At 60.0% G+C, this 15282-nt stretch carries 18 protein-coding genes and 1 tRNA gene; 7 read left to right on the top strand and 12 right to left on the bottom strand.

Annotated elements, in window-relative coordinates; all coding sequences use genetic code 11:
* Positions 1-7: 7 nt before the first annotated feature.
* A complete protein-coding gene (accC, locus tag SYN9616_RS0109275) occupies positions 8-1354 on the bottom strand; it encodes an acetyl-CoA carboxylase biotin carboxylase subunit (RefSeq protein WP_028952832.1) in 1347 nt (448 codons plus the stop codon).
* A gap of 117 nt (positions 1355-1471) precedes the next feature.
* Between accC and SYN9616_RS0109270 the strand changes: the two genes are divergently transcribed.
* The 3 genes from SYN9616_RS0109270 to msrB all read left to right on the top strand — a co-directional run bounded on the left by SYN9616_RS0109270 (position 1472) and on the right by msrB (position 3267).
* Positions 1472-1553, top strand: a tRNA-Leu gene (locus SYN9616_RS0109270).
* Positions 1554-1564: 11 nt separating this feature from the next.
* A complete protein-coding gene (locus SYN9616_RS0109265; RefSeq protein WP_028952831.1) occupies positions 1565-2836 on the top strand; it encodes a glycosyl transferase in 1272 nt (423 codons plus the stop codon).
* Positions 2837-2862: 26 nt separating this feature from the next.
* Positions 2863-3267, top strand: a complete 405-nt coding sequence (gene msrB / locus SYN9616_RS0109260) for a peptide-methionine (R)-S-oxide reductase MsrB (RefSeq protein WP_037990882.1) — start codon at positions 2863-2865, stop codon at positions 3265-3267.
* 4 nt (positions 3268-3271) lie between these two features.
* On the opposite strand, the gene SYN9616_RS0109255 is transcribed toward msrB, so the two are convergent.
* Genes SYN9616_RS0109255 through SYN9616_RS0109235 form a run of 5 tightly spaced genes read right to left on the bottom strand, consistent with a single transcriptional unit; the run spans position 3272 to position 9762 of the window.
* Positions 3272-3577 carry a hypothetical protein gene (locus tag SYN9616_RS0109255; protein WP_028952829.1) on the bottom strand — a complete coding sequence of 102 codons (306 nt, stop codon included), beginning with the start codon at positions 3575-3577 and terminating at the stop codon, positions 3272-3274.
* A 37-nt stretch (positions 3578-3614) separates the two neighbouring features.
* Positions 3615-4697, bottom strand: coding sequence for a PRC-barrel domain-containing protein (locus SYN9616_RS0109250; protein WP_028952828.1), 1083 nt, complete (start codon positions 4695-4697; stop codon positions 3615-3617).
* A gap of 36 nt (positions 4698-4733) precedes the next feature.
* On the bottom strand, positions 4734-8336 hold the full coding sequence (smc, locus tag SYN9616_RS0109245) for a chromosome segregation protein SMC (protein ID WP_028952827.1): 3603 nt from the start codon (positions 8334-8336) through the stop codon (positions 4734-4736).
* Between the two features lie 50 nt (positions 8337-8386).
* Complete coding sequence (locus SYN9616_RS0109240) at positions 8387-8767, bottom strand: hypothetical protein (RefSeq protein ID WP_232200266.1); 381 nt, start codon at positions 8765-8767, stop codon at positions 8387-8389.
* A complete protein-coding gene (locus SYN9616_RS0109235) occupies positions 8764-9762 on the bottom strand; it encodes a hypothetical protein (protein WP_028952825.1) in 999 nt (332 codons plus the stop codon). Before SYN9616_RS0109235 ends, SYN9616_RS0109240 begins: the two co-directional genes overlap by 4 nt.
* A gap of 369 nt (positions 9763-10131) precedes the next feature.
* Here SYN9616_RS0109235 and SYN9616_RS0109230 point away from each other — a divergent pair, with 369 nt between their 5' ends.
* Entirely contained in the window at positions 10132-10557 is a 426-nt protein-coding gene (locus SYN9616_RS0109230) for a hypothetical protein (protein WP_028952824.1), read from the top strand.
* A complete protein-coding gene (locus tag SYN9616_RS0109225) occupies positions 10554-10937 on the top strand; it encodes a phage holin family protein (protein WP_028952823.1) in 384 nt (127 codons plus the stop codon). Before SYN9616_RS0109230 ends, SYN9616_RS0109225 begins: the two co-directional genes overlap by 4 nt.
* A 239-nt stretch (positions 10938-11176) precedes the next feature.
* Here SYN9616_RS0109225 and SYN9616_RS0109220 read toward each other — a convergent pair whose 3' ends face one another.
* From SYN9616_RS0109220 to SYN9616_RS0109205, 4 genes are all read right to left on the bottom strand, one after another.
* The gene (locus tag SYN9616_RS0109220; RefSeq protein ID WP_028952822.1) at positions 11177-11470 is read right to left on the bottom strand and encodes a TIGR03894 family protein; all 294 of its coding nucleotides are present in this window, start codon (positions 11468-11470) and stop codon (positions 11177-11179) included.
* A gap of 177 nt (positions 11471-11647) precedes the next feature.
* Positions 11648-12790 (bottom strand): class I SAM-dependent RNA methyltransferase, encoded by a 1143-nt coding sequence (locus SYN9616_RS0109210; RefSeq protein ID WP_028952821.1) that lies wholly within the window; start codon positions 12788-12790, stop codon positions 11648-11650.
* A 58-nt stretch (positions 12791-12848) separates the two neighbouring features.
* Entirely contained in the window at positions 12849-12998 is a 150-nt protein-coding gene (locus SYN9616_RS18165; RefSeq protein ID WP_304412475.1) for a hypothetical protein, read from the bottom strand.
* A gap of 130 nt (positions 12999-13128) precedes the next feature.
* On the bottom strand, positions 13129-13413 hold the full coding sequence (locus SYN9616_RS0109205) for a hypothetical protein (protein ID WP_028952820.1): 285 nt from the start codon (positions 13411-13413) through the stop codon (positions 13129-13131).
* A 418-nt stretch (positions 13414-13831) separates the two neighbouring features.
* Between SYN9616_RS0109205 and SYN9616_RS16530 the strand changes: the two genes are divergently transcribed.
* On the top strand, positions 13832-14086 hold the full coding sequence (locus SYN9616_RS16530; protein ID WP_071991444.1) for a hypothetical protein: 255 nt from the start codon (positions 13832-13834) through the stop codon (positions 14084-14086).
* 28 nt (positions 14087-14114) lie between these two features.
* Here SYN9616_RS16530 and SYN9616_RS0109200 read toward each other — a convergent pair whose 3' ends face one another.
* Positions 14115-14303, bottom strand: coding sequence for a hypothetical protein (locus tag SYN9616_RS0109200; RefSeq protein WP_156918748.1), 189 nt, complete (start codon positions 14301-14303; stop codon positions 14115-14117).
* A 99-nt stretch (positions 14304-14402) separates the two neighbouring features.
* On the opposite strand from SYN9616_RS0109200, the gene SYN9616_RS0109195 reads away from it, so the two are divergent.
* Complete coding sequence (locus SYN9616_RS0109195) at positions 14403-14681, top strand: DUF1651 domain-containing protein (protein ID WP_037991444.1); 279 nt, start codon at positions 14403-14405, stop codon at positions 14679-14681.
* 167 nt (positions 14682-14848) lie between these two features.
* Here the strand turns inward: SYN9616_RS0109195 and SYN9616_RS17340 are convergent, their stop codons facing one another.
* The gene (locus tag SYN9616_RS17340; protein WP_232200264.1) at positions 14849-15205 is read right to left on the bottom strand and encodes a hypothetical protein; all 357 of its coding nucleotides are present in this window, start codon (positions 15203-15205) and stop codon (positions 14849-14851) included.
* Positions 15206-15282: the final 77 nt, after the last annotated feature.

The following is a 15282-nucleotide window of genomic DNA, read 5'->3' as shown; positions in this document are numbered from 1 at the left end:
GCGGCACTCAGTTGAGCATGTCCTGTTCGACGAATTTGGTGTGAATGTCCCCCTCGATGAACTCCCGGCGTTCCAGCAGGTCCAGGTGAAATTCAACGGTGGTGGGAATTCCCGTCACTGCACATTCATTCAGGGCCCGTTTCATTCGGGTCATCGCACTGTTGCGGTCTCGCCCCCAGACGATCAACTTACCGATCAGTGAGTCGTAAAAAGGCGGGATGTCGTAGCCGGTGTAGACGTGGCTGTCGACTCGCACACCCGGCCCGCCTGGCGGCAGCCATCCTGTGATCCGCCCCGGTGCCGGTCTGAAGTTGTGGGTGGCATCCTCGGCATTGATCCGGCACTCGATGGCGTGACCGTTCATCCGGATCTCCTCCTGACGCACACTGATCGGCTCACCGCCGGCGATGCGCAGTTGTTCGGCGATCAGATCGATTCCCGTGACCATTTCAGTGACGGGATGCTCCACCTGGATGCGGGTGTTCATCTCCATGAAATAGAACCCGCCACTGCGATCCAGCAGGAACTCCACCGTTCCGGCTCCCTCGTATTCGATGCTGCGGGCTGCGGCGACAGCGGCTTCCCCCATTCGGCGACGCAGCTCAGGATCAAGAGCAGGGCTTGGTGCCTCCTCTAAAAGCTTCTGGTGGCGCCGCTGAATCGAGCAGTCCCGCTCTCCGAGATGAACAACGTTGCCATGGCGGTCGGCGAGCACCTGAACTTCAACGTGACGGGGCCGGTCGATGAATTTCTCCATGTACAGGCCGGGATTGCCGAAGGCGGCCTCGGCCTCGCCCTGAGCGGCCTTGAACAGATTGTCCAGCTGGTCAGGCCCTGGCACGAGTCGCATGCCGCGACCGCCGCCCCCGGCTGTGGCCTTGATCATCACGGGGTAGCCCATCTGGGCCGCCAGCTCGGCTGCTTCCTGGGGGCTGGCTAACAGCCCTTCGCTGCCTGGAACCGTCGGCACCCCGACGGCCTGCATCGTGGTCTTCGCCGTTGACTTGTCCCCCATGGACCGGATGGCGTGGGGGGAGGGGCCGATGAAGGTGATGCCATGGTCCCGGCAGATCTCGGCGAAACGATCGTTTTCAGCCAGGAAGCCATAGCCGGGGTGGATGGCGTCGACTCCCCTGGATGTCGCTGCCGCCAGGATGTTGGGGACGTTCAGATAACTCTTGCTGCTGAGAGCCTCTCCGACGCATACGGCTTCATCGGCCAGTTGGACGTGCAGCGCATCGCGATCGACGGTGCTGTAAACCGCGACAGTGGCGATCCCTAATTCTCGACAGCTGCGAAGAATCCTGAGAGCGATTTCGCCGCGGTTGGCGATCAGGACTTTGCCGATGGGCATCCCGCAGCAGATAGGCCAGAGGCCGGATCGTATCAGCGACGATCAGCGCGAGCAGAAGCCGCTCCACCGGTCGGTATGATCCTTTCTCGATCCGGTCCGAGAGGCCGAATCGACCACGCGGATGTGGTGGAATTGGTAGACACGCACGTTTGAGGGGCGTGTGGCTTCGGCCTTGCGAGTTCAAGTCTCGCCATCCGCACTTCCTTTTCCTTGGCTAGTCCAGCGCAGGCCGATTCGGGACTCGCCGTCGTTCTGGTCAGCAACGGACCAGGCGAGCTCACGACCTGGGTACGTCCACTGGCTGAGCGTCTGCACGCCACCTTGCCGTTGCGTCCGCGCACTCCTGAAGCGTTGATGTCGCTGCAGCTGGTGCTGGTGCCCTGTCCGAATGCCACCGGTCACGAGGTGGAGGCGGCGCGACCCTGGCGACAGTTCGAGCGAATCCTGCCGGCCCGCCATTTCTGGAGCCTGTTGTTGCGTCCCCGCCGTTTTGGCCCCTGGCCGCGCCGGGGGGTTGTGGTGTTTCTAGGCGGTGATCAGTTCTGGACCGTTCTTCTTTCGGCTCGACTGGGATACCGCCACATCACCTATGCGGAATGGGTGGCCCGCTGGCCTGGCTGGAACGATCGGGTGGCGGCCATGTCCGAGACTGTGCGCGATCAGCTGCCGCTGGCTCAGCGCCCTCGCTGCCGAGTGGTGGGTGATCTGATGGCGGACCTCTCATCCTTCGCCCGCGGAGATGACCCACTCCCCGACGGCGAGTGGGTGGCGCTGTTGCCAGGTTCCAAGCGAGCCAAGCTGTCGATCGGTGTTCCGTTTCTGTTGGACACGGCCGACCGCCTGGCCAGGCAACGGCCAGCGTGTCGCTTTCTTCTCCCGGTCGCCCCGACCACCAGCGTGGCGGAGTTGTTGCGATTTGCCGGTCAGGAGAACCCGATCGCCGCAGACTATGGGGTCACCGTGACTGAGGTTGGTGAGGGATGGCTTGTGACGGCAGCCGGCACCCGGATCGAATTGATTGCGCAGCATCCGGCCCATGCCGCCCTCAGCCAGTGCGATCTGGCCCTCACAACAGTGGGTGCCAACACAGCTGAACTCGGGGCTTTGGCGGTGCCGATGATTGTGCTCGTCCCAACCCAGCATCTGGAGGTCATGCAGGCCTGGGATGGGGGCCTGGGTCTGCTGGCCCGTCTGCCGGGGTTGAGGCGTTTGATTGGTGTCTTGCTCACCCTCTGGCGCCTTCGTCACAACGGGTTGATGGCATGGCCCAACATCCATGCGGGACGGGTGGTGGTTCCCGAGCGGGTGGGGGCGATCACTCCTCAGCAGATCGCTGAGGAGGCCGCTTCATGGCTTGCTGCTCCCGAGCGGCTGGAGGGGCAGCGTGAGGATCTGCGATCTCTGCGGGGACGCCCTGGTGCTGTCGATGCTCTGGCCGAGGAGGTTCGGGCCTTGCTGCCCAAGGCGATTGAATCTGCTTAGGGTGCCACCCGCACGTGCGAGTTGTGATGACCACCAGCCCTGAGCGCCTCCAGCGCAGCAGCGAGGAATGGAAGGCCTCCCTGACACCCGAGCAATATCAAGTGGCGCGCTGCGGCGGAACTGAACGGGCGTTCACTGGGGCCTTCTGGAACAACAAGGCCACTGGCATTTACCACTGCGTCTGCTGCGGATCTCCTTTGTTCAGCTCAGAGACCAAATTCGACTCCGGCACTGGTTGGCCAAGTTTTTGGGAAGGCGTTTCCCCGGGAGCGATCACCACGAAGCAGGATCTCGCCCATGGCATGGTTCGGACCGAAATCAATTGCGCCCGCTGCGATGCCCACCTCGGCCATGTCTTTCCGGATGGCCCGGCACCCACAGGCCAGCGTTATTGCGTGAACAGTGCGTCTCTGACGTTTGAACAACGCTGAGGCGTTAGTTGCTCCAGCTCAGTCGGCCGCTGCCGCCATTGCAGAAATTGGTGGCTTTGTTGAATTCGCTTTGACGGATTTCTTTGGTGATCTGATGGTCGCTGAGCTGATGGCTGTCCAAGACCTGCTGGTAACGACTGCGAATACAGCGGTCGAGCGCTGAGGGCTTTGCCACGGCGTGGGCAATCACTCCAAGCATGACCAACACCAGCCCCCGGTAGATCAGTTCCGGAGTGATTCGCGTGCTGGAGTTTTGTCTTGGTACGGCGCGAAGTCGACGTTCAGGTCGGCGAACAGGCGCTGTGCTCACAAGGGATCCGCACTGAAGACGTTCGCATTGAACCGCATCACCAGGGATCGTCGAGGCTGTCGTCCCGGCTGTCGTCCCGGCTTTCTTCGCGGCGCTCCTCGACCTCGAGACGTGGTTCGTCCTGCCGACGTTGCAATGGCTCCACATCGAGGGGCTCACCGGGTTGCTGCACCGGTCGACGTGACGCTGGTACGACGCGTCTCGGTGCTGGCTCAGGCTCGTAGCGCTCCTCGTTTGGTGCTCTGTAGCGGTCGATGGGTTCGTCGTCCCGGGATCCGTAGCGATCAATGGGTTCCTCGCGAGGACGGTAACGATCCTCCGGTTCATCGAGATACAACCTGCGCGATGTCGGTTCCTGACGGCGATCCTCCAGTTCGACGTACTCCAGCTCTTCATCGGCTTCAAAACGCTCGCTTTCGGAGGCTTTCAGCCGTCGTTGCTCCTGTTCGACGGGTTGACCGGCACCGAGCTGGTTTTCGACCGGAACCAGATTGACGCGATAACGCTCCCGCTCCTGTTCCTCCCAGCTGGGGCCGCCGACGCCCAGCTTCTCCAGCACACCACTGCTGAGTTGCTTGAGCTTGTCCTCAGCGCCCTCATAAACAATGATTCGATCCGGCCCGCTGCTGACGATCTCCTCAACGGGCATCTCCCAGGTGCTGAGAACGCCTTCACCCAGCAGGGGAACTCCGAGGGCTCCCATCACGAGGGTTGTGAGTTCCCCGGTTTCAATATCGAAGGCGAAGCCCAACACCCTGCCCAGCTGGCGTCCGGATTCGGTGATCACCTGACTGTTGATAACCCGGCTGTAGCGCTCCGGATTGAATCCCTCGCTGAGGGAATCGGCGGAATCCACAAGAATTACATCACCCACCTGGCGGATGCGATCCAACGGCATCCAACGAGGCAGGCCCGGCAGGAAACGGGTCAGGGGGTTGTCACGCAACCCAACGGCCACCACCTCCCTGCGGTCGATGTCCACGATCACTTCCCCGACCACGCCCAGGCGACGTCCTGAATCGCGGGTGATCACCTGGGTGCCCATCAACTCTGAGCGCAACCACAGTCGGTCGCTTGGTACGCCGACCAGGGCGTCGTTCGCAGAAGGGGTCTGACTCATTCGGCCATTTTGGCGCAAGCCTTCTCAGCCGCCAGCTCAGGCTGCATCCGGAAGACCGACCACCTGGGTGTGAGCACCACGGGCCTGGGTGACGCCGATGGTGCGCTGAGAGGCGGCAATCATTGGCCGTCGATGACTCACCACCATGAACTGGGCCTGGTTGGCCTGGCGAGCGATCAGTGCTGCCAGGCGTTCCACATTCACCCCGTCCAGAAAGCTGTCCACCTCATCGAGGGCATAGAAGGGCGATGGACGGAAGCGCTGGAGGGCGAACAGGAAGCTGAGGGCGGTGAGGGATTTTTCGCCGCCGGACATGGCCGCCAGCCGGCGCACCGCTTTGCCTTTGGGATGGGCCACCAAGGTCAGCCCACCTTCCAGGGGATCCTCTGGATTCTCAAGCTGCAGATGTCCATCGCCATCGGAGAGGGAGGCGAAGATCTCGCGGAAATGGCCATCCACGGCCGTGAAGGCCTCCATGAAGGCCTCCTGGCGCAGGGTGGCGACGGTTTCGATGCGCAGCAGCAGTTCCTCCCGCTCCTTGTCGAGCACGTCCAGTCGTTCGTTGAGTTCGGCGAGGCGTTGCTCGAGTGCCTCCAGTTCCTCGAGGGCGAGCATGTTCACCGGTTCAAGGGCTTCCATCCGCTGCTGGATCGCCTGTAAATCGGCCTGCAGGGCCTCAAGTCCTGCCAGACGCATCGCTTCGGGAATCTCAGGGCAGGGATCCGGCAGGGCCTGTTCCATCTCCTGAAGGCGCAAACTGCCGCTGCGCTGTTGCTCGATCAGCCCTTCCCGCTCCTCCTTGAGTCGCTCGAGGTTCCACTCGGCTTGCTGCAAGGCCTGGCGCTGCCGGGAGACGTCCGCTTCTGCCGCATCCCTGGCGCGGCGCTGCTCTCCGAATCGTTCCTGCAGCTGCTTCTGATCGGTTTCGAGTTTGCTCCGCTGTTCCTGCAGCTCCTGTTGTTGTTGCCGCCAGGAGCCATGGGTTGTGGCCAGGGCCTGGACAGCCTCCTGCAGGCGCTGTTCTTCAGCTGCCAGGGCTTGCTGTTGATCGTTCAGGCGCTCCAGAGCCAGTTGTCGCTCCCGCTGGCTGTTGAGCAGTTCATCCCGTCGTTGCCTGGCCTGCTCCAGGGTGGCGTCAGCGGCTTCGAGGTCCTGCTGCAGCTGTTGCCAAACAGCGGCGTCGTCGTTGCCATTGCCATTGAGTTCTGCCTGGTTCAACCGCGTCAGTTCCACGATCAGCGGTTCCAGTTCCTTGGCGATGGCCTGCAGTCGCTGCTGCTGTTCGGTTTGATCCGCTTGCAGGCGATCGAGCCGTTCCGAACGCTGACGATGACGCTCCACGAGGGGGCCGTGGTTGCGATGCGCGGCATTGCGCTCGGCGACCAGCGCGGCCTGGCGTTGTTCCAAGTCCCGCACGGCGGGCTTCTGTTGCTCGATGAGCTGGCTCAGCTTCGCCTCTTCACGGCGGCAGGCCACCATCGTTTCGCCGAGCTCGAGAAGCCGGCGACGCAGGGGCTCGGCCTCATCGCTGTCGCTGCTGCGCCCGAAGCTGAGTCCGCTGCTGCGGCTGGAAAAGCTGCCGCCGGTCATGGCGCCGCTCTTCTCCAACAGCTCACCATCCAGGGTGACGGCGCGGGAACGGCCGAGGCGCTGACGGGCCGCCGAGAGGTCCTGGAACACAAGCGTGTCTCCGAAGACGTAGGCGAACACATCGCCGTAGATCGGCTCGAAGCGCACCAGCTGCACGGCACGACCGATCAGACCCTGGCCAGCGTCGGCGTTGGGGCTGGAGCCGCGAGCCATGGCGGCATTGGCACCCCCTGAAGCCCGGATTTTGTTGAGCGGCAGAAAGGTGAGGCGGCCAGCCCGGCGGCTTTTGAGCAGTTCAATCGCTCGAGCAGCGATGCGGTCGTCATCGACCACCACCTGCCCAAGGCGAGCACCGGCGGCGACTTCAAGGGCCAGGCGATGGCGCTCTTCCACCTCGCCAAGTTGCGCCACAGGACCATGGATGCCATCGAGGCCCGCTTCCAGCAGCAAGCGCAGGGCACCGGTCCCCCGGCTTTCCTGAAGAGCGTCGCGGCGACTGTCCAGGCGTGCGATCTCCCGCTCCAGGCGGGTCTGCTCCTGATCAAGCCGGGCCCGCGTGCGCTGCTGAACCGCAAGGGACTCGGCTGTTTGCTGCAGGGCCTGCTTGCCGTCGCTGAGGCGTTGAAGCACGGTTTGCCATTCGGCGTCGAGGGCGTCGAGTCGCTGCTTGACCGCCTCTTCCTCGCTGCCGTCCTGGTGCTGTTCGCGGCTGAGTTCGTCGAGCCGTTCGGCGTCTTGTCGCAGCCGTTCCTGCAGTTGCTGCTGTTCCTGCTGAAGGGGGTCGACACTGGCCTGAAGCTCCTGCCGCCGCTCGCTGCGTCGCTTCTGTTCGTCCAACCAGGCCCCTGATCGGCCCGCAACATCCGCCAACCGCCGCCTCGAAACCTCAACGGCTGATTCAGCTCCTCGGCACTCGCTTTCGGCGCTGGCCAGAGCGGCCTCATTCGGATTCTTTTCCAGCTCACGGCTGTGCTGCTGCCACTGCTGCCGTCGCGCTCCGAGATCGTGGCGGAGGCCCTGCAAACGCTGACCTTCCTCCTGGTGCAGTCCGGCCTGCCGATCCAGTTCGCGGCCGCGGGTCTCGAGACCGGCCAGTTCAGCCTGCACGGCCAGCAGTTGGTCTTCACCAAGAGCTTTCACTTGCTCCTGCAGGGCCTGCAGATGGGTGTCGGCCTTGCCGAGGTTTTCCCTGGCTTCAACGATCGCTGCAGTGTCCCGCTGCTCCTGGGCTTCGATCGCCTGCTGGCGCTGGCCGAGATCCTTGAGGGCTTGCTGGGCGGCTTCAAAGGCCAGCACCATCTCCTGCCGTTTGCCCAGCTGCAGTTTTTCCCGCAGTTCCTGATACTGCCGGGCTTTGGCGCAGTCACGCTCCAGTCGTTGACGGCTGCTCAGCAGTTCCTGTTCGATCAGGCGACAGCGATCCTGTCGCTCCTGCACGTCGTCGAGCTTGCGACGGGTTTGTTCGATGCGGGTGTCGAACAGGGCGACCCCGGCGAGCTCATCGATCAGGCCGCGGCGATCGCGGTTGCTCATGGAGACGATGCGGGTGACATCGCCTTGCATGACCACGTTGCTGCCCTCTGGATCAATCCTCAGGCGCCTCAGCTGGGTCTGCAGCTGCTGCAGGTTGCACGGGATGCCATCGGCGCTGTAGCTGGAGCTGTATGAGCCCCCCGGCATCACCCGAAGTCGGCGGCTCACCGTCCATTCCTGCTGATCCGCACGGATCCAGGGCCCCTCCTCTGGGGCTTCCAGGCCCTCTTCGGCAGCATCTGGCGTCCAGTCGCTGAGATCAAACCGCACACTCACGGTGGTCTCGGCTGATTTGCCAGCCTTGAGCATGCCGCTGTTCACCAGATCCGGCAGACGATCTGCCCGCATGCCGCGGCTGGTGGCGAGCCCGAGGCAGAACAGCACGCCATCGAGAATGTTGCTCTTGCCGGAGCCGTTCGGGCCAGTCACCACCGTGAATCCCTCTTCGAGAGGGATCGTCATCGCCCCCCCGAAGGACTTGAAATGCGTCAGCCCCACCTGATTGATGTGAACCAACAGGAACGGAAGCTGAAAGCGACCCGAAAGTAGCGGAGCTGTTTAAAAGCTCAAGTCCGCAACAGACAGCAGTGCCCGTTGCTGATCCGGAGCCGTCCCCGCAGATCTCCCTCAACCAGCTGAATCTCCACAGGATTCGAGGGATCTTGGGGAAGTTTCCCTTCGTAACAGCCTGCCATCACCCGTTCGGCCCAGCCGCGATTGTTGGACACCGCAGCGCTGCGGGGCTCCAGCCAAGCCAGTCGATGGGCGTGAAGGGCAGTGGCGTTCTGGCTGCTGCCATCCGCCGTTGGGATCTCTCCAAGGCGCCAGGTACGGCAGCTATCTCCGTCTTCGAGCAGCAGGTCGTAATGACAGCCGCTGGGATCGTTGGGCGCACCTGTATGCCGTAGCAGGCTGTAGCGGGGCAAGACGCTGTCGACGCAGCTCATCGTTGATTTCCGGTCGCCAGCTGGCGTGCCAGATCCTGGCTTTCCCACTCCACCCACCAACGCTTTAATGTCCCAACCGGCTTTTGGGACTTCGGTGGATCGTCCGGAAACAAAGCGGTCCAGCTGGATCCACCCCACACCCTTTTGGCGAAGCGCTCGTTAACGGCGCCGTAATGCTCGCGAATGCGCTGATAGAGCTCCGGTGTCAGCCCATTGAAGCGGTCTCGGAACCAGCGATAACGCCGCGATCGACGCAGGAGTGCATGGGTCGCCTGCCGTCGTGCCGCTTTGCTGGATAACTGGATGCCTAGAGCCTCGAGGCGCTCCTGCACGCGGATCGATGTGGCCACAGCCAGTCGACCAGCCTGGGAGTTCTCCGGCGGGATCGAACGCCAGTTGGCGGCGGTTGGAACGCCGAACGTCTTGAGGAGTTGTTGGAAGGGGTCATCTCCAGAGCGACCGCCATAGGGCACGAAGTGGGCCTGGATCGAGCTGTAACGCTGGATCCAGCCGAACAGGTAGTCAGGGTTGCATTCGCCACGGGCATGCCGGTGCTGCATCACCGACTCGGCGTAGGTCTCAAAGCTGCAGCGCAGCGAGAAATTACGTATGAGTTGGGCATAGTGGGAATTGAGGAAGCCCGGCTGATCACGCAGAAAAGCGACCAAGATGATGCGGCAATCACGGCGCTGAAACTGACGGATCAGCCAGTCCCCGATGCAGTCCCCAACTCGCTTGTTGCAGGGTTCGGCCAGCAGGTGGCTGAGCACCTCACTTGAGATGAGGAGGTCGGCGTTGCGCTTTCTGGCCTGCTGCAACCTGGTGTTCCAGGGCCCGAAATCATTTCTTCGGGCTGCATGTTTCAGCAGGTTTTTGCTGTCGTCGTCAAACCGGATGCCGTGCTGTTTGAGCAGGGGTTGATTCGCCTCCAGCCGTTTCTGGATGTAAGTGGAGGCGGTTTTGTGCATGCCGATGTGCAACACAACCTGGGTCATCGCCCCCTAACCCCTCGTCTGGCTTGGCTGATTCTTGCAAGTCTTTGCCGCAGAACAGGCACAGGGTGATGATTCACCGTTTTTGTCGACAAGGGTGATGGTGATTTTTGCCATTACAGAAGTTATCTCTGTCCAGGGGGGAATTGAAATTTATCGTTCTTGAATGTTTTGATCATGCCGTCAAAGATATTTTTTTGATTGCTGTATTGAATCTGTGCCGTCAGTCCCTACGGGTTGGATAATCCCCTGAAGATGCCTTTGATTTTGATGGCCATCGCAAGAAGAATTTCTTTTTTAAACGTTAGGCCAGATGGCATGTATCGACAGTCTGATTACGATTTGAAAGTGACTTGATTTATCAGGCTGTTCATGGCCTCGTCTTCGCCTCAGTCCAACGGCAGTTCTGATCACGTCTTTCGTGAGCGTTTTGAAGCGCTGCTGCCCACCATCCAGAAGCGCTGGCCGGAGTTGGCCCGCCACACCCTCGAAGCAACGCGGGGAAGCATGGATGAGGTGGTGCGTCTCATCGAAGACAAAACCGGCCTGACCAGTCAGGGGGTGCGCGAACAGCTTGAGGAGTTGATGCAAACGGCTGGAACTCGCGGGAGGCATCTGGCCGACAGCCTGGAGCCATTGGAAGAGCAGCTGGAGCAGCTGCTTGATGAGCTCAACAGCACTCTGCGGCCAAGGATCGAGAAGCCTGTGCGGCAGAGGCCGCTCTTGTCGGTCGGCGTGGCGCTTGGCTTTGGCGTTCTGCTTGGCATGGTCCTGAGTGGTGGACGACGGTCCCGATGAGCAGCTCGCAACAACCACGCGGCCTGGGGGCGGCGGCACGGATTTCGGCTCTGGCTGCTTCCGTGATGGACCTCCACGTTCGGATTGCTCTTCAGGAGGTTGATCGTGAAAAGCGACGCCTGATCAGCGGCGGCTTGTTTCTTGCCATCGGCGGCACGTCGATGCTGTTGGCCCTGTTGATGGCGGAAGTGGCGTTGGTGCTTTGGATTCAGGCGACCTGGGGTCTGACGCTTCAGTTCGCTCTGCTCGTGCTCGCTGCAATCAATCTTGTGTTGGCTGGAATCAGCCTGCGACTTGGTGGTCAAGTGCTGAAGGGTCCATTCCTGCCTCAAACTCTTGAGGGCATCAGCAGAACGTTTCGGGCCGTGTTGGGTCGCTGATCGTCCAGTTCTGCAGATCGACGGGCAACGGCAGCAGCTGATCAGAGCAGTTATTTAACACCATTAATTTGTGAGTCGACGATGTGAATCGACCTGGAGGATCTGCTTTGGGAGATGGATGGCTCTCTAAAAGGATTAATCAGATAACAAGTCGGATCATATGTTTCAGCAAGACATCATTTTTTTATGGTTATTGCCTGGCGAAATAGATTTAAAAGATCGAACCGATGGAGTTTTTACTAACTTCCCGAACGACGCCTGACCGCCCGAGGCGTCTTGCGGTCTTCGTCCTGTTCGGTCTCCTTGGCATCTGGAGTCGGCTCGTCTTCCACGGGCTCATCGTCGGGCTCGTTGGCATCGATCAAGCCCAGGACCATGGCGGCTTCAACCTGGTCGTGAAGGTCCCCAATCGTGATCAGTGCCTTGAGCACGAGCTGAGCGCGTGCGTTTTTGGGCAGACCGGGGCGCAGCTTTTTGGTCGTGTTCCAAAGCTCAAGGGCAGCTTCTTTTAATACTTCCTTCTCTGTGGACATGGAGCCTCTTTTGTTGACGTGGTCGAAGCGAGGACAGGGTGATTGACCTGCCCGAAAGCATGGCTTGCGACCATCCTCTAGCTGAGCACAATGCTGTTGTACTGCGCAACCGATTCTGATCTGCCGCAGCCCCTGAAGGGCATCAGCTGGTCCGGATGAGCCATGTTGCCCTCTTGATCAGCGAATCGAGTAGTGCAGCCAACGGCAGTCGATACCGCCGTTGTTGATGGGAATCCGCCGCTCGGCTTTCAGGCGCAAAGCTCTTGTGAGCTCGGCATTGCCGCTGAGCAGCCAGAGTTGCCAACCCGAAGCCTGTTGTTTGGCGAAGTCACCCAGGCAGCTGTAGAGGTCTTCGAGATCCTCCTTGGAGCCGATCCGTTCTCCGTAGGGAGGGTTGCAGACCAGAACGCCTTGGCCTGATGGAAGGTGTTGTTGGTTGAAATGGCCCGTGACGATGCTGATCACCCCCTGGAGGCCTGCGGCAGCCACGTTGGCGCGGGCCTGATCGGCAATGGCTGGGTCCTGTTCAAAACCGATCAGGGGAGGGAGGTCGACGTCGCGACGGCGTCGTTGCCTTGCACGGGTTTGTTCCTGACGCCACAGCTCAGGCTCGAAATCGGCCCAGCCCTCCAAAGCAAAGCTGCGGTTGAGGCCAGGTGCCTGTTGGAGGGCGATCGTGGCTGCCTCAATCAAAAGGGTGGCGGATCCGCAGCAAGGATCAACCAGAGGCCCCGATGCATCCCAGCCCGTGAGCCGAATCAAGCCTGCCGCCAGGTTTTCCTTCAACGGTGCGGTCCCCATCGCGGCGCGGTAACCACGCCGATGCAGGCTGCTGCCGCTGCCATCAAGGCTGAGCAGCGCTTCCCCTCGGTTCAGATGGAGGTGCAGAGCCAGATCGGGATCCTCCAGATCGATGGAGGATCGCTCCCCCCAAAGATCACGCTGTTGGTCCACCAGGGCATTCTTCACCTGTAGGGCACAGAAATGGCTGTGGTTCAGCCCTGGAGCTGAGCCGGTTACATCCACACGGAAGCTTTGGGAGGGATGCAGCCATTGCTCCCAGTTCAACGCTCGCTGAATGCCGTCGTACAGCTCATCGCGGCTGCGGCAATCGAAGCGAGCCATCTCCCGCAGCAATCGAAATGGCAGCCGCGCTTGCAGGTGCAGTCTGTAAAAGCAGGATCGATCCGCTCGAAATGCTGCTGCTCGTTTGCGAGGTTGAACATCGTGAGCTCCCAGGGCTTTCAGCTCCTGGCATCCCTCCTCCTCCAGCCCTTGGGGGAGCACGGCAATGGCAGGAAATCGGTTTTCACGACCCAAGGCCGGTCATGCTCCAGATCACGACTGCTGCCAGAATGGCAACGTCCGGTTCTCCGGACTAGGTGATCCACACCAGTGTTTCGGACAGCGGTTCGATTCCGCTCAGCTCCATTCCCCCGAATCGCGGGGCTGCAATGGTTTCGACGGGGCATGAGGAGGGTGACTGAAGCCTGCTCGGTGAGAGCAAACCCGTAACTGCGAACAACATCGTTCGTTTCTCCCGTCAAGCAGCCCCTGTTGCTGCCTGACCCTTTAAGGGAGATGGGGTGAAGTCAGCCTTATCACCCAAATGACTCATGGGCCCTGGAAGGGGCCTTCAAACATTCCAGGACAGTGACTCAGGGATTCAGTCCGTTGACAGAATCCAGCCCATTGACAAGACGGTGACAGCGATCTGGGAGCTCGGCCCGCGTTGACAACGCTTCGGCGTCCAAGCGATCCAGCACCATCGCCCCCAGCATTCGCTTGCTGTTCCAGGTCTGGTGGCCAGACAGCAGGCGAACTATGGTGGCCACACTCTCAGGGTCACCGCTGGCTAGTCCGTCAAGCCATGGCTCCTCGATTCGTTCCAAGTTCGCCGGACCCTGAAGACACATCATCTCGACGTTGGAGTGGCGGTTCATCGCATGGGCACACAGTCGCAAGGCTTCAGTTTGACCAAAACCTCAGCGACGGTTCCTGTGTCGACAGACCACGGATCACGTCGACCAGTTGGCTCGACGGCGGCAATTGACACACCAATGACCAAACAAGGCTGGTTAGACCTGAACAATTAGTCGTCATTTCATGCAGATCCACACCGCAAACGCTCAATCAATCGGATGTCTCATCTTTGACGGTAAGCACAAGCCGTTTCACGCTTTGGCTTGTCCATTGCAACGACCAGCATCCTTTGGGAAAAGCAAGAAAGACTGAGTCAAGGTGTCGGTGATCGCTACCGGTGCGGTGAGGGCCGACCCTCCAGGCCTTTGGATTTTGCTGATTGGGTTGAAATCTGATGCTGATATTCCTAAAACCTTCTCATAACAAACTCCAAATCTAATGAAAGCTTTTGCGGCCGCATTAGTCCTTGCTTCGTCAGCCATCGCTGCGCCAGCTTTTGCCCAGAAAGAGATCCCAAAAGCGCCAGGCCACGATCAATGCCCACTCGGCTACGTCAACACCTTTGGGACTACCTGTGTTTCTCCCGTCTACTACGAGGTCACTCCAACCCATGGAGAGGCCTGTCCCTCTGGTTATATGAACATCGGCGCTGGGTATTGCAAGAAGAAAAAAGGTCCCCTCGGAATTCTCTGATCACTCACCAGCCCTTCACCGGCTCAAGTCAGCGAAGAGGATCGATTTCGAACGGAGCGCTCATCTGAACTGTGTTCAGCGCCTTGCTGATGGTCTGTCCGACAAAGAATCCACCGGTCAGCACCGCAGCGAAACAGCCCAACCCGAGGATGATTCCTACTGCGATGTGAGTGGAGCTGGTGAGTGCTCCTTTGCTTTGCTCAGCGCTGGAAACCATCTGAGTTGTTGCGATGAACCAGTTGTGGCTCAAGTCGCAGCGAGGTTTCAACAGTGAACCGAATCACTCCAGATGCTGGGTGCTGGCCAGACTTCACCGATGCCTTGTTGCCGCCCCGATCCCAACGACCACCCTGTGATGGCATCTGGTGAAGTCTGGATTGTGAATGCCGACGAGGACAAGGTTGTTCAGTTCAAGCCCGACACGTCAACGAATCAAGCCCAGTGGGTAACCCTGCGGACATTTCACTGGCGACCGCCCGACTATCCGATCCCGCAGACGAGGCGGCGGATGCTGAGAAACAGCGCCATTGAGGCCTGGGAGACGATGTTCAAGATGGGCTGGGAGCGGAGTTCATCCACGACCAGCGTTTACTGAGCTCTCCACGGCGGGGGACACGCTTAACGGAATCTCGGCTTTGTTGTGCCAAACGACCCACCTGGACTAGTTCATCTGCAATTGCCAGTTGGACATGGAGGAATGGGACTTACCAGCCAATGACAAAGACCTAGAGAAGGTGAAACCAATTCAGTCCAGAGCGATCTCTAAAAGCTCGACGATTGAACCCAGCCTTTGCGATAAAAAACCGGACAATTATGAGTCACCATAAATTTCACATTGGTTACTTGCCCTGCTTTGACTAGGGCATTCCAGGCAGGAGTACAGACATCTTGTCTGGCATTCCCTCCCCCTAGCCGCCAACCCTTACGATGTAAAACAGCACAATCATTTCGAATTAAGACTGCAAGAGCATTAATCCGGCCCACTGCATTAATTGAATTCCAGGCATTCTCGCAACCTGGAATGGCATATTGCGCATAAGCCGTCGTTCCACTCACGATCGAGACGAAGGCAAAACCCAAGCAACGCTTCAAAGGTTTCATGAAAAAATAGGCGAACAACAAGAACCTTGATTTTAAATAAACATGGCACGTTTTTAAGGCTAGGAGGAAAGCAAATGCACTTATTAAAGTCTTAT

Source organism: Synechococcus sp. CC9616, from assembly GCF_000515235.1.
In the GTDB taxonomy this organism is placed as follows: Bacteria; Cyanobacteriota; Cyanobacteriia; order PCC-6307; family Cyanobiaceae; genus Parasynechococcus.
Note: the sequence above shows the minus strand (reverse complement) of the source record. Positions and strands in the feature narration are given on the sequence as shown.

Bases quoted from the DNA above. Each gene is read 5' to 3' on its own strand.
- SYN9616_RS18165 (WP_304412475.1), bottom strand. From the start codon at position 12,998: ATGTTGTTCGCAGTTACGGGTTTGCTCTCACCGAGCAGGCTTCAGTCA.
- SYN9616_RS0109235 (WP_028952825.1), bottom strand. From the start codon at position 9,762: ATGACCCAGGTTGTGTTGCACATCGGCATGCACAAAACCGCCTCCACT.
- SYN9616_RS0109230 (WP_028952824.1), top strand. From the start codon at position 10,132: ATGGCCTCGTCTTCGCCTCAGTCCAACGGCAGTTCTGATCACGTCTTT.
- msrB (WP_037990882.1), top strand. From the start codon at position 2,863: ATGACCACCAGCCCTGAGCGCCTCCAGCGCAGCAGCGAGGAATGGAAG.
- accC (WP_028952832.1), bottom strand. From the start codon at position 1,354: ATGCCCATCGGCAAAGTCCTGATCGCCAACCGCGGCGAAATCGCTCTC.
- SYN9616_RS0109205 (WP_028952820.1), bottom strand. From the start codon at position 13,413: ATGAACCGCCACTCCAACGTCGAGATGATGTGTCTTCAGGGTCCGGCG.
- SYN9616_RS0109220 (WP_028952822.1), bottom strand. From the start codon at position 11,470: ATGTCCACAGAGAAGGAAGTATTAAAAGAAGCTGCCCTTGAGCTTTGG.
- SYN9616_RS0109195 (WP_037991444.1), top strand. From the start codon at position 14,403: ATGCCTTGTTGCCGCCCCGATCCCAACGACCACCCTGTGATGGCATCT.
- SYN9616_RS0109225 (WP_028952823.1), top strand. From the start codon at position 10,554: ATGAGCAGCTCGCAACAACCACGCGGCCTGGGGGCGGCGGCACGGATT.
- SYN9616_RS0109200 (WP_156918748.1), bottom strand. From the start codon at position 14,303: ATGGTTTCCAGCGCTGAGCAAAGCAAAGGAGCACTCACCAGCTCCACT.
- SYN9616_RS16530 (WP_071991444.1), top strand. From the start codon at position 13,832: ATGAAAGCTTTTGCGGCCGCATTAGTCCTTGCTTCGTCAGCCATCGCT.
- SYN9616_RS0109240 (WP_232200266.1), bottom strand. From the start codon at position 8,767: ATGAGCTGCGTCGACAGCGTCTTGCCCCGCTACAGCCTGCTACGGCAT.
- SYN9616_RS0109250 (WP_028952828.1), bottom strand. From the start codon at position 4,697: ATGAGTCAGACCCCTTCTGCGAACGACGCCCTGGTCGGCGTACCAAGC.